The 12,050-nt window shown below is 50.6% G+C and carries 17 protein-coding genes; 15 read left to right on the top strand and 2 right to left on the bottom strand.

From position 1 onward, the window contains the following. Window positions 1-130 precede the first annotated feature (130 nt). Window positions 131-1,147, top strand: a complete 1,017-nt coding sequence (gene nagZ / locus PSI9734_RS11725) for a beta-N-acetylhexosaminidase (protein ID WP_173921316.1) — start codon at window positions 131-133, stop codon at window positions 1,145-1,147. On the opposite strand, the gene queC is transcribed toward nagZ, so the two are convergent. Then, window positions 1,144-1,806: a 7-cyano-7-deazaguanine synthase QueC gene (gene queC / locus PSI9734_RS11730; protein ID WP_173921356.1), complete on the bottom strand. Its 663-nt coding sequence runs from the start codon at window positions 1,804-1,806 to the stop codon at window positions 1,144-1,146. The genes nagZ and queC overlap by 4 nt on opposite strands. A 75-nt stretch (window positions 1,807-1,881) precedes the next feature. Here queC and queE point away from each other — a divergent pair, with 75 nt between their 5' ends. From queE to PSI9734_RS11800, 14 genes are all read left to right on the top strand, one after another. Then, window positions 1,882-2,568, top strand: coding sequence for a 7-carboxy-7-deazaguanine synthase QueE (gene queE / locus PSI9734_RS11735; protein ID WP_173921317.1), 687 nt, complete (start codon window positions 1,882-1,884; stop codon window positions 2,566-2,568). 93 nt (window positions 2,569-2,661) lie between these two features. Beyond that, window positions 2,662-2,940 carry a Flp family type IVb pilin gene (locus PSI9734_RS11740; protein WP_173921318.1) on the top strand — a complete coding sequence of 93 codons (279 nt, stop codon included), beginning with the start codon at window positions 2,662-2,664 and terminating at the stop codon, window positions 2,938-2,940. Beyond that, on the top strand, window positions 2,940-4,133 hold the full coding sequence (locus PSI9734_RS11745) for a hypothetical protein (protein ID WP_173921319.1): 1,194 nt from the start codon (window positions 2,940-2,942) through the stop codon (window positions 4,131-4,133). Before PSI9734_RS11740 ends, PSI9734_RS11745 begins: the two co-directional genes overlap by 1 nt. Further along, entirely contained in the window at window positions 4,126-4,659 is a 534-nt protein-coding gene (locus tag PSI9734_RS11750; protein ID WP_173921320.1) for a hypothetical protein, read from the top strand. The genes PSI9734_RS11745 and PSI9734_RS11750 overlap by 8 nt, the downstream gene beginning before the upstream one ends. Before the next feature lie 35 nt (window positions 4,660-4,694). Then, window positions 4,695-5,162, top strand: a complete 468-nt coding sequence (locus tag PSI9734_RS11755) for a hypothetical protein (RefSeq protein WP_173921321.1) — start codon at window positions 4,695-4,697, stop codon at window positions 5,160-5,162. Then, window positions 5,143-5,322, top strand: a complete 180-nt coding sequence (locus tag PSI9734_RS11760) for a hypothetical protein (RefSeq protein ID WP_173921322.1) — start codon at window positions 5,143-5,145, stop codon at window positions 5,320-5,322. Before PSI9734_RS11755 ends, PSI9734_RS11760 begins: the two co-directional genes overlap by 20 nt. A 3-nt stretch (window positions 5,323-5,325) precedes the next feature. Further along, the gene (gene cpaB / locus PSI9734_RS11765) at window positions 5,326-6,066 is read left to right on the top strand and encodes a Flp pilus assembly protein CpaB (protein ID WP_173921323.1); all 741 of its coding nucleotides are present in this window, start codon (window positions 5,326-5,328) and stop codon (window positions 6,064-6,066) included. After that, window positions 6,066-7,280: a type II and III secretion system protein family protein gene (locus PSI9734_RS11770; RefSeq protein ID WP_173921324.1), complete on the top strand. Its 1,215-nt coding sequence runs from the start codon at window positions 6,066-6,068 to the stop codon at window positions 7,278-7,280. Before cpaB ends, PSI9734_RS11770 begins: the two co-directional genes overlap by 1 nt. Beyond that, window positions 7,273-8,460 carry a TadA family conjugal transfer-associated ATPase gene (locus PSI9734_RS11775; protein ID WP_173921325.1) on the top strand — a complete coding sequence of 396 codons (1,188 nt, stop codon included), beginning with the start codon at window positions 7,273-7,275 and terminating at the stop codon, window positions 8,458-8,460. Before PSI9734_RS11770 ends, PSI9734_RS11775 begins: the two co-directional genes overlap by 8 nt. Further along, a complete protein-coding gene (locus PSI9734_RS11780) occupies window positions 8,450-9,313 on the top strand; it encodes a type II secretion system F family protein (RefSeq protein WP_173921326.1) in 864 nt (287 codons plus the stop codon). The genes PSI9734_RS11775 and PSI9734_RS11780 overlap by 11 nt, the downstream gene beginning before the upstream one ends. After that, window positions 9,303-10,088 carry a type II secretion system F family protein gene (locus tag PSI9734_RS11785; RefSeq protein ID WP_173921327.1) on the top strand — a complete coding sequence of 262 codons (786 nt, stop codon included), beginning with the start codon at window positions 9,303-9,305 and terminating at the stop codon, window positions 10,086-10,088. The genes PSI9734_RS11780 and PSI9734_RS11785 overlap by 11 nt, the downstream gene beginning before the upstream one ends. A 12-nt stretch (window positions 10,089-10,100) precedes the next feature. After that, window positions 10,101-10,475 carry a DUF192 domain-containing protein gene (locus PSI9734_RS11790; RefSeq protein ID WP_173921328.1) on the top strand — a complete coding sequence of 125 codons (375 nt, stop codon included), beginning with the start codon at window positions 10,101-10,103 and terminating at the stop codon, window positions 10,473-10,475. Next, complete coding sequence (locus tag PSI9734_RS11795) at window positions 10,462-10,941, top strand: hypothetical protein (RefSeq protein ID WP_173921329.1); 480 nt, start codon at window positions 10,462-10,464, stop codon at window positions 10,939-10,941. The genes PSI9734_RS11790 and PSI9734_RS11795 overlap by 14 nt, the downstream gene beginning before the upstream one ends. After that, the gene (locus PSI9734_RS11800) at window positions 10,938-11,681 is read left to right on the top strand and encodes a hypothetical protein (protein ID WP_173921330.1); all 744 of its coding nucleotides are present in this window, start codon (window positions 10,938-10,940) and stop codon (window positions 11,679-11,681) included. Before PSI9734_RS11795 ends, PSI9734_RS11800 begins: the two co-directional genes overlap by 4 nt. On the opposite strand, the gene PSI9734_RS11805 is transcribed toward PSI9734_RS11800, so the two are convergent. Further along, entirely contained in the window at window positions 11,678-12,040 is a 363-nt protein-coding gene (locus tag PSI9734_RS11805; RefSeq protein ID WP_173921331.1) for a Na+/H+ antiporter subunit G, read from the bottom strand. The genes PSI9734_RS11800 and PSI9734_RS11805 overlap by 4 nt on opposite strands. Between the last annotated feature and the right edge of the window lie 10 nt (window positions 12,041-12,050).

The following is a 12,050-nucleotide window of genomic DNA, read 5'->3' on the forward strand; positions in this document are numbered from 1 at the left end:
GGTGACCTAGCACAATGTTATATTCGCTCTGTGCCACCAAGTCCAGTCTTGTGCATTTCTCTAGTGACGGCATCGATAAATTTTGGCAAACTGCCCACTTCATTTCATCAAGGTTGCGCGAGTAGTAGTTATGACAGCAGTAATGATTGATCTGCAGGGAACTGAGCTTACAAGTGAAGAGCGTGAATTGTTGGCTCACCCCGCAGTGGGTGGTGTCATCTATTTTTCCAGGAACTTTGCACAAATTGACCAATTGCACGAACTGGTGCGACAAACTCGCGCTGCTGCACGCAACCCGTTAATCCTCGCCGTCGATCACGAAGGGGGAAGAGTACAGCGCTTTCGTGAAGGTTTCTCTAAGATTCCCGCTATGGCGGAAATAACAGCGCACGCAGAAACCATGGCTGAGGCCCAGCATTGTGCTCAAGAGTTAGGGTGGCTAATGGCGAGTGAAGTGCTGGCGATGGATATTGACCTTAGTTTCGCGCCAGTGGTTGATGTGAATGGCATCAGTGAAGTGATTGGCGACCGTGCGTTTGCGACGACAAGCGCGGATGTCACGCGACTCGCCAGGGGCTTTATTAAGGGCATGCACCAAGCCGGAATGAAGGCGACGGGCAAGCACTTCCCTGGACACGGTTCGGTACAAGCTGACTCGCATATCGCGATGCCTGTTGATAACCGGTCTTGGGAGGAGATCTTGCGAACCGATCTGCCGCCTTTTATAGAGTTAGCCACTTGCCTTGATGCGGTGATGCCGGCACACGTTATTTACCCCGCAGTGGATGATCAGCCTGCAGGCTTTTCGGAGCGCTGGTTGCAGCACGTGTTGCGAGCACAGCTTGGGTTCAAAGGGGTGATTTTTAGTGACGATCTAGCAATGGCGGCAGCAACCGCTGCTGGAACCATGCCTGAGCGCGCAGAAGCAGCGCTGCAGGCAGGTTGCGACATGGTCTTAGCATGCAATGAACGTAGCGGTGCAATCGCAGTTTTAGAAGCGCTCGAGGCGCGCTATGTCAATGTGGAAAGGCCAACCAACCGCTGCTATGAACAGCTGGCAAAGTGCGCCGCAATGGGCTGGCAAACACTTAAAAACCACCCACGCTGGCACCAGTCTCAGAGCCTGTTAGAGCGCTATTCTAGCTAATCTTCGTAGGCTAATGGGTCACGACAGTGGTTTGCTGCGAACGCTTCAAGCCGCTCAACACAGGCACTACATTTGCCACAAGCCTTGTCGCGACCGTTGTAACAGGTCCAAGTGTCACTGTAATCGAGGTTCATAGATAGGCCATCGGCAAGAATCCCTGCCTTATCGCTGTCGAGGTAGGGGACCGCGATGTCGATCGGTTCATAATTCGCGATTTGACTCACTTCGTTCATACGCTTCACAAACTCTGGTCGGCAGTCAGGGTAGATCGCATGATCACCTGAGTGGGCGCCGTAGTACACTGCACTCGCCTCAAGCGATACTGCATAGCCAATCGCCAACGATAACAAAATCATATTGCGGTTCGGTACGACGGTCGACTTCATCGAGTCTTCTTGGTACTCACCTTCAGGAATAGCAATTTCGGTTGAGGTCAACGAACTGCCTGCTAACAGCGAGTTGATAGATGTAATATCAACTATTTTGTGCGGTACGCCAAGCTTTGCGGTTGCTTGCGCCGCAACTTCGAGCTCTTTCACGTGACGTTGTCCGTAATTGAACGACAAGGCATACACGTCATGTCCATCGCGCAGGGCACGGTTAAGAACTGTGAATGAATCCATTCCACCAGAATAAATAACGACAACTTTGGCCATAATAGAGCTCCATGATTACTGCTTTTTTCGCTACCGACTTGCGGTACAATAGTAGGCTATAGTTTACCGCAAAATAGGATGAATCCCATTACTACTCTTTATCCAGTTAATGAATTATTTGAAACCATTCAGGGTGAAGGCATGTACACCGGAACACCTGCAATATTCTTGCGCTTGCAAGGTTGCCCTGTAGGTTGTCCGTGGTGCGATACGCAACACACTTGGGAAACGTCTGAGGATGCCAAGGTAAGCGCGCAACAGATGTTGGCGAAAACGTCTGCGACAGCGCAGTGGGCAGAGCTGACTGCAGCGCAGCTACTCGAGCTTTTTCAACAGCAAAACTTTAATGCCAAGCATGTTGTTATTACAGGCGGTGAACCAGCGATGTTCGATCTGCGCGAGCTTGGCCAAACCTTGGAGCAGGCCGGTTATCGATTACAGATCGAGACCAGTGGCACCTTTGAGCTAAAGTTGACCGAGAATACTTGGGTCACTGTTTCGCCCAAATTAGATATGCCCGGTGGCTACTTAGTCCGCCCGGACTGTATGAAAAGAGCGAACGAAATCAAATACCCAGTGGCGATGCAAAAGCATATTGATGCGTTAGATAACCTCCTACGCCGCTGTCCGCCACGGGCAGATGCATTGATTGCTTTGCAGCCTATTTCTCAGCGCCCGCGAGCAACCGAACTGGCTATAAAAGTTTGTATTGAGCGCAATTGGCGGCTCTCAGTACAACTTCATAAGTATCTTAATATCGAATAGGTTATCTCTGCCTCGCCTTAGCAGCGCGTTTCTTTGCGTTATAGTTTTTAAGCGAACTCAGTCGCTCGATAAAACTTTTCGCAAGGAGGCGTTATGCAACAGGGAAGTTTTCTTTTCTACCATCGCGGTCAAGGCATGACCGAATACATCATTATCGTGGCGTTAATTGCCGTGGCTGCAATTGGCGTGTATTCACTGCTTGGCAAAACCGTACGTAACCAGGTTTCTGGGATCGCCCATGAAGTAAGTGGGCAAAGCTCTTCTCAGCAATTGAACCAAGCGCGCTCAGCTGCGCGGCGATCGGGCACCGTGGCACGTCAAGAAGTGACTCTTGGCAACTACGATGAAGCGACCGAGTCGGGGCAGAACTAATGCGCCAGCATGGTTACACCAGCGCTTGGATGCTACCTGTTATTGCTGCGCTACTGGCCCTAACAGTGGGGGTTATGAGTGTCAGTCGGCAAGTTCGTTCAACCTGGTACGAACAAAATGTTGCCGATAACATGGCGCTATCTGCGGCGACATTAATGGCGAGGGAGCTAAACCTGCTGGCGCTAATAAACCGTGCGCTACTGGCGAATCAATTGACATTGGCACAGTTGAGCGGGGTGTATAGCTGGTACCTGATGATGCAAGATGTCGCTGAACGCAGTGCCCTTGCCGCAACTTGGATCCCCTATTTAAATGCCATCACACGGCAAATTTCACAAGCGGTGCGACACGTCGAAAGGCCATTAACAACCCTGTTACGCGGTGCCGTTTATGTTCAGCAAGCGATGAACACTGCACTGCGTGCCACGCAGTGGTTTGCGCGCGTTACCTTTAGTCTTGAAATTCCTCGCAGTCTCACCAACGTTGCCAACCTCCACAGGTTACAAGAACCTCGTTGGCAGGTATTACATGCACCTGGTTTAGTACCCGTTCCTTGGCTCTGGTGGAGCTATATTCCGCCACAACACTCAGGCGCTGATGGCGGTCTGGCTAAACAACTTATGTTAGCAAGTCTAGACGGCTTTAGCCGCCGGCGAAGCTATCGCTGGTTCACTGCACTACAAGTGAGTGTCAGAAAAGCGGGAGGTGCGCGCTTGCAAGTCGATAAGCGAGGTGCGTGGCACTGGCAATCGATGGATACGGTCGCGGTGCATCTGGCGGGGTTACTTGATTCAGAGGAACTGCCCTGGGGGGATGGTTTAGGCTACAACGGCAGTAAAGTGAAATCGTATCGCCCGCAAGAGTTTGGTGACTCGGGACAAATCAATCCAACCACCACAAAATGGGCGCGAGCTCAGCAACATCGCTTAAGCTCCATCGCCGAGCGATTTAGCTATTTTAACCGTGCTGAGTTGCAACCCGATGACTGGCCTCAAGTTATCGTAACCTTAAACGGTGTAACCGCAAAAGCGGGTGTGTTCTTTTCGCGACCGACACAACTTTTCCCTCGCTCTGATAAGCAACCGGAACAGGCAAACTTGTTTAATGCATTATGGGAGCCGCGGCTCATGAGTTTGTCGGTGAGTGAGAAGGTGTTGCTAGCTAGCTTACCAGGGGGTTCACGAAATGACTAAGCAAAATGGCCAAGCGATCATTGAAAGTATCGCCGTGATCATGCTTTTGGCGGTGCTATTGACGCTCATCAAAGATGTTATTGAGCCGACCAATAGCGCTCAGCAGCGACGTATTGATAATAGCCGAGCGCTGATGATGCAAGTATTACCGGAAGATGCCTTAGCGCAATCTGATGACTATGCATTTGCCGAACGGGCCAAAGTGGTGCTGGCACCTCTAAAACTGCTGTCAGAGTTAGACCTATCGCACGACAACCTCCGCATACTCAGCGAAAGCGATAATTACGTAGCAATGGCGCAAATACAAGATGCTTGGCAACCCGCGCACACCGAAGACTTAGACCAACGCCCCGCAAATCTGACGCCGTTTGCTCAGCTAGACAAACTAGGAATAGCCAACCTTCAGCGTTTAGTGAGTTGGCTGCACTTTAGCGAGGAGTTTGCGCCGGATGAGCTGCGCTGGGGTTGGAGTAACAATGAAGCTACGCCAACAGCGGTGCTTTGCAGACAGAGCAACAGTTGCTGATGTTGGATCTTCCCCTTAATTGGCAGGGAGAGCTTTTGTCCACCCAAGGGCCACAGCAAATTTGGCGTATTGAAAGGCCGGCATTGCCTGATTTAGCGGTGCTGGGGTGTCAGGTCGAAGAGCTACCAGCGGTCGGCTTTTGGTGTGAGCACCGAGGGGTAATGTGGCTGCTGCAAAGCCAAGGCGAAGAAATTTGGCTAACGCGTGTCTCGATGGTGGCAAATACCGCCCAACAAAGCGCTCATAACTGGCGTGGTAGGCAACTACAAAGTGTTAAGGATCGTGGCCAGCAATTAAATATTTATTGGAGTCAGCAGCATCCGCAGCAGCTGTATCAATTTGTTCAATTTCGTTATTTGAGCCGACGACCTCGGCTCTTGGAGTTAAGCCATGGACGGTTTTACCTATCACTGCAACGACCTATCGAAGAGCTTTTCTTGTACGTTCAGAATGGCTCGACCCTGGTTCTCTCGGCACTACCAAATGGGCCAAGCGAGCGTTGAAGTCGTGCTTATTAGCTTGGCTTTATTACTTATTGTTGTGGTACCCGTAACCACCAACGACCAAACACTTTTGCGCTGGTTAAGCCATATGGTGGCCAGTTGGATGCTCCTGTATAACGCTATTTGGCAGCAGTTTCTTTGGCATCCATGGGCGCATTAAACCATGTCTCTTAGATTCAAACTTAAATGGAAAATAGGTCTTCTCCTGTTATTAGTGCTGGCGCTCGTGGGGGCGAGCTATCAGCTTATGTCGGTTTATGTGCAGCAACAATCACAACGGCTTGAGCAACAGCGCCAGGCCGATATGGAATGGGTGCTGGTGTTTCAAACGGATCTAGAGAAGGGGCATACGGTGACGCTTGATGATCTCCAGCAACGCAAGTATCCGCCTGGCTATATCAGTGAAGACTGGTTGCGTCCGCAAGATGCGATGGCGATTGTGGGAACCACGACTCAACACTTCGTAAGCAGCGGCGAGCCGGTAACTTTAAGTAGTCTTGAACAAGCTCGACGCGCCTCATTTAGCGATATTCTTGCGCCCGGCGAATATGCAGTGACGGCCACGATAAGTATTGATCAAATTCATCATGGACTTATTGCGATAGGTAATAGAGTAAGTTTGGTAGGGGTCACGCATCGCTTTGGTGAGAGTGCCTCCTCGCGCTTTACAGCTATTCGCAACGTAGAGGTTTTAGCCATCGATAATGCCACGGAAGCCGCATGGCACCAAGGCCTAGCCAGTACTCTTACGTTTCGCTTCACGGCGCAACAGGCCCAGCAGTTTGAAGCGCTTAGAAACGGCGGGTATGCGGTTTGGTTACAGCAGCCAGAGCATCACTATGTCGACGTAGCAAATGCATCGCCAGTTAGAATTCACCGCATCAACAATGGAGGCCAAGAGTAATGATGAGGCAATTATTAGTGGTACTCGTGTTGTTAGCAAACGTCGCAACGGCAAGTGAGCAGATGGCGTCGGTGATAGCAGTAAATGAGTCGCTGGTGCTACGTATAGAGGCAGTTGATGACGTGGTGTTCACGAACCCAGAGGTGGTTGGGTTCCAATACCTTGAAAGTGGCTCCATGGTGATAACTGGCAAGTTAGAGGGCACTACCGAGGTGCTGGTATTCGCCAACAATAGCGTCGTTGAACGTCACTTCATTCAGGTCAACGCGTTACCTGACCAACGACTTAAGTTCGAGTTGTTGGCATTGCAGCGCCGCTTCCCACAACTGCAAATTGAACACCATGGTCGTTTGGTCACGCTATCGGGGCAAGTCGATCATCATTATAAAAATGAGATTGATGAGCTGCTGGTTCGCTATCAGCAGCTGGCGTCGCAAGTTGAATTTATCGGTGCTGATGAACAACCAATGGTGGTCATTGAAGTTAAAATTGCAGAGGTAAAGCGCTCTTCGTCACGGCATTTAGGCGTTCGCTGGCCCGCACATATCAACGGGCCTCTAGTCGAAAATGCTGGACAATGGCTGCATCTGCCAGTCAGTGCTCAATCCACCATCGATGTCATGGAGCGGGAAGGACATGCAAGACTGCTTGCCACTCCGACGTTGACCGCTATTAGTGGCGGTGAGGCCGACTTCCTCGTCGGTGGTGAGTTTCCGGTACCTCAAGTATTGGCTCAAGGGTTACAAGATGTGAGCTTTCGCCCCTACGGAATTCAACTGAAAGTCGCACCTCAAATTCTTGCCAGCGGAGAAATACAAGCCCACCTCGTTGCTGAGCTAAGCTCTATTGACCCGGCGACTGCGGTGAATGGTATTCCTGGCTTACTAACCCGTAAAGTTGCTTCCACGCTCGTGATACCAGCCGGAGAAACGCTTGTCTTGTCCGGACTAATACAGCATGAGCAGTCTCAACAAGCGGATAGATTCCCCGGACTACATAAATTACCCATCATTGGCCCGCTATTTGCGTCAGAACAATTTCGTAAAGCTGAAACAGACTTGGTTGTGTTAGTGACCCCGCGGTTAGCAGCAGCCACCGAACAACGTCGTGAGCGCAGCGAAAATGCCGTACAGCAACTACAACGATTTCGTCAGCGTGTAGGGTGCGTTGGGCTGTTGGAGCCCTTTGTTAGCGAGGCACTTAAAGATGATTAATAAGGCAGCGTTGACGCAGTTTCTAAAAGCCCAAATTCAGCGAGCGACGTTACAAGAAGATCTGGGGAGCCTTAACAAGTTACGTACTTATGCCGAACAGTTATTGCAAGCGCATGTGCGGCAACAGCAGGGCGGGCAGGCGACTGCCGCGCAACTACAACTGATCAATGAAGTGGTTGACGATTGTATGGGGTTTGGCCCCATTAGTCCGCTGCTGGGGGATGACCGTATAAGTGAAATCATGGTCAATCACTTTAACTCAGTATTTATTGAGCGTGAGGGCCAGCTCGAGCCAACCTCCATCCGCTTTAAGAGTGAAGAAGAGTTACTGCAAGTTATCGAACGTATTGTGTTGCCACTTGGGCGTCGTATCGACAGTGCCCAACCTATGGTAGATGCGCGCTTACCCGATGGCTCTCGTGTTAATGCGGTTATCGCACCGTTAGCGCTGCGTGGTGCCTGCCTAACGATTCGAAAGTTCGCGCGAAAGGCGCTTACCTTTACCGACCTTCTAGAGCACAAGGCAATTAGCTCCGCCGCTGCTAGTTACTTAAAACAAATGGTTCAGGCTCGTAAAAATGTACTGATCGTCGGCGGAACAGGAACCGGTAAAACGACTTTATTGAATTTACTAGCCAGTGAAGTTCCTGAAAATCAGCGAATTATAACGATTGAAGGTGCCGCTGAACTTAAATTGCAGCATGCCAATCTGATAGCGCTTGAGGCTAGGCCGGCGAATGCCGAAGGGCGCGGCCTTGTGTCGATACGAGAACTGTTAATTAATGCATTGCGTATGCGGCCCGACCGAATCGTGGTGGGAGAGTGCCGTGGCGCCGAAGCGCTAGACATGCTTCAGGCAATGAATACAGGGCATGAAGGTTCATTGACGACCTTGCATGCGAATAGTCCGCGCGAGGCGTTACAGCGGTTAGAGGTAATGGTAATGCTGGCAGGGTTCGATATGCCGATGCATGCGATTCGCCAGCAAATAGCCAGTGCCATCCAGGTTATTGTACAAATTTCTCGGTGCTCTGATGGGCGACGAGTGATTACCGCAATAAGTGAAGTACTCGGGCTTGAAAGCCTTACTTATCAACTTAGCCCGCTGTTTGAGTGGCAAAACCAAGCACTTGAAAAGACCGGCGTTTGCTCAGAGTGGGGTGATCTCCATGGAGATTGAACTATGGCAGCTATTGGCCCTATTGGGGTTAACTTTTTTTGCCTCGTTCGGCTTAATCTGGGCTCTCTCAAGTCAGTCGCTTGGTGACCTTAAGAGACAGTTGCAACGGGACACTGAAGTGTCGATGGCGGCGTTTCTAATATTTCTTCCCGCGCAAACCTTTTGGTTGTTGGTTGGCAGTACCGCAGTTCCGATTGGTTTGGTTGCCTATATCATTTTGGCAAAGTGGTGGTGGGCATTGATCGCGGCGCTTTGCTATCTAGCTTGTCTACCATGGTTACGTGCGGTGCTGCTCAGGCAGCGTCGGCAAAAGTTAGAACAGCAATTACCCGGAGCATTACAGTTGTTGGCTAGTAGTTTAAATGCAGGATTAAGCTTGTTGCCGGCACTCGACCTAGCCGCTCGTCAGTTAAGCCCACCGTTGAAAACAGAATTTCGCCTGCTCGTTCAGCGCCAACGAACGGGTGACAGTTTAGCCTTAGCGCTAAGTGATATTTACCGGCGCTCACCCTCAGCATTGGTAAGATTTTTCACCTTCGCGCTCGAAACGGGTAACAAGTATGGCGGCCAACAAGTGCAAATGCTGGAACGGATGGCCCGTGCTATGCAGCAACAGCACTATGCGAAACAACGGATGCTCAGCCTTTCAGCTCAGGCTCGGTTACAAGGTAAAATTATGTTTGTGTTACCCATCGGATTGTTCTTTGCTATCGGCGAAGTACAACAAGACACTAAGGTACTGCTGCTAACAACAACCTCAGGTCAACTGCTGTTACTTTTGTGTGCATGTCTGATGTTGATTGGCGTGTTGTTAACTCGCCGTCTAATGGGGCGTTTTAACGATGACGTATGACTGGCGAATTGTGGTGCTATTGATCTGCGTCGCTGTGATAACGCTCATGCTGTTGCTGCTCATCGTTACTGTGTTGGCAACACCGATGCGCAACCAAATGAAGCGTTTACTGGAGCGTCTCCCGTCAACCTGGCACAAGCTGCTTTATGCTTACGCTCGCCGGCACGATGCTTTAGCTGAGCCAGAGGACACCTTGTTGCAGCAAGGGGCAGGGCTATTGGTGGTGATTATCTGCTGGTGTCTCCCAATTCCTGTGCTGGTTGATGTGCTGCTCGCTGTCACGGTGTTGTTCTACGTTTTACAACAAAGGAATACGTACCGAATGCAACAACGTCGATTCGCTCAACAATGGCCGGCGTGCCTAGATATGTTGGCGATGTTACTGCAGGCGGGGTTGTCCTTTCGGGCCGCATTACATGCGCTGGCGAGTTTAAACTCTGAGGCAATAGCCTTACAGCAATTGCGTATGCTGCACCAACAAGTGCAAGCAGGTATTTCATTGGAAGAGGGGCTCGATGAACTGGCTCTGCGAATACCTCATCCATTCATGAAGAATTTTATTGCTGCGGTGATGCAAGCAAGAGTCACCGGAGGCACGTTAGCCGCCACACTAAGTGGGCAAGCTGAACAAGCGCGGAGCGAGCAGCAACTTGAAGCAGAAAAGTTAGCTCAGGAAATAGGCGTTAAGTTGTTACTGCCCTTGGTGAGTTGTTTTTTCCCGGTTACTTTTTTGCTCATTCTTGGGCCGATATTTATAGGTTTTACTCAAAACTAGCAAGGAGATGTGATGAAACAGGGACGTTTTATTTTACAGCCTGAGCGCTTTTGTATTTGGCGTGAGGTCAAAGTTCTAAACAGCTTCCCGCAACGCTTAGTGGGTATGTTAATGCAACATGGTTTGCCACGCGGGCAAGCTTACTGGTTTCCGAGTTGCGCCGCTGTCCATAGTTGGGGGATGCATTTTGCCATGGATATCGTTGGCCTAGATGCCCAACAGAGGATTGTCGAAGTACGGCGCAATGTTCAGCCGGGGGGCATGGTGCGCTTACGCGGTACTCGTTCAGTGATTGAGTGTGAATCTGGCTTTCCCTACCCATTAGAACACTGGTGCGGGCGCCGCTTAGAGTTTGAAGAAAAGGAGGTCGACTATGCCGAAGATTAAATTCGCATTGGCAGCGAGTGTCTTGCTCAGTGGCTGCCAGGTCACGCCACTACCGGTGCAGCACAGTGTAAATGTTGAGCAACAACGCGAAGTAGCGATGCGTGCCTACAAGCAAGGTGATTATCACTTAGCGCAGGGGCTGCTGCAAAAGCTGGCTGATGCCCCTATCGCTGATCCGCAAGCACCATGTTTCCTCGGCGCAATCTACTACCGTCAGCATGAGTATCCGGCAGCACTCAAGAACTTTGAACGGTGTCGTCAGGCGCAGCCAGAGCAACTTGAGATTTGGTTGAACTCCGCTGCAGTGCATTTACGCATGGCCTCTGAGCTTTTACTCGCCGGGCGTAGCTATCGTCCCGTGACAGCTGATAGCTTAGCGCCCAGCATTGAAAGCCACTACACCGAGTTGCTTAATGCTCTGATGAAGTTACAGCGGTTAGCTGAGGTCAAGGGAACACCGCTATGAAAGCGTCGCAAGGCTTCGTGTTACCCATAGTCGTGCTGATGCTGACACTGCTGGCGTTAGCCTGGAGTTACCGAATCCATCCAGCAGAGCAGCTTGACAAAGAGCAGGCCGCACGAGACCGTCGCTATCACCAAACACTCCTATTTTGGCAGAAAGGTGTGATTGCCTATTCTGTTGTTAACGGTCGCGTTCCTATAAGTGCCAATGTGCTGGCGCTCTACTATGATCTAGATCTGCCGGTGGCCACAGCAAATGGTGGTGAAAGTGACCTTGGGGTTGATGGCTTTGGCTTTAGCTCAACCAGCTTAACATTACAGTTCAGTGGCTTGCCCACGTCGGCGCAGGAGCGTTTCCGCGACGCTTATGCACCTTATGTGACTGTGGACAGTTTAGGGCGCTTGAAAATACCGGTTTATAGCGTTGATGAGTGGCGTTTTACGCAAAACCTTCTACCCACACACGCGGCCTTTAGTGATCGCTTTATGGTGGATCTGAGCCTAGAAGGAAAAGCCATCACTGGAGCCACGCGGTTACTTACTGATGTCGCAAGCGAAAGCCTACAAGTAGCGGGTGCCGCGACATTCAACAGCGCGGCTATTACACAAGGGACAGTGCACCAGTTGGTTGCCGAAGAAGCGGTAATTCAAGGAACCGACTTTGCTGAAACTCTCCGACAATTCGCTGATTTAGAACAGCAGCTCACAAGCTGCCTAAGCGCAGGTGGCGGCTGTCACAACTAACTGTCTTTGTCGGTGTACTGCTCCGGTTTTTTGCGTAGGTCTTTGGTGTTTTCGTTGAGCTCAAGCTCAAGGTGAAGGCCCGCTTTAGCCAACAAGTGCGCACTTATTGGTGCGGTTAAAAATAGAAAAATAGCGATCAATAATTCGTGTAAGCTAAAGGCGTCAGTGACGGAAAAATAGAGCATTGATCCCATCACCACGCCACCTACACCAAGGGTTGTGTTTTTGGTTGGGGCATGTAATCGAGCCATAAAATCAGGCAGCCGTAGCAGGCCTAAAGAACCAATAAAAGCGAAGCTGGCGCCGAGCACGATGAAGAAGGAAATTAAAAGGTCGGCCCATTGTGGTAAATCTGTCATGAATCTGTCC

This window comes from Pseudidiomarina piscicola (assembly GCF_902806985.1).
Lineage (GTDB): Bacteria > Pseudomonadota > Gammaproteobacteria > Enterobacterales > Alteromonadaceae > Pseudidiomarina > Pseudidiomarina piscicola.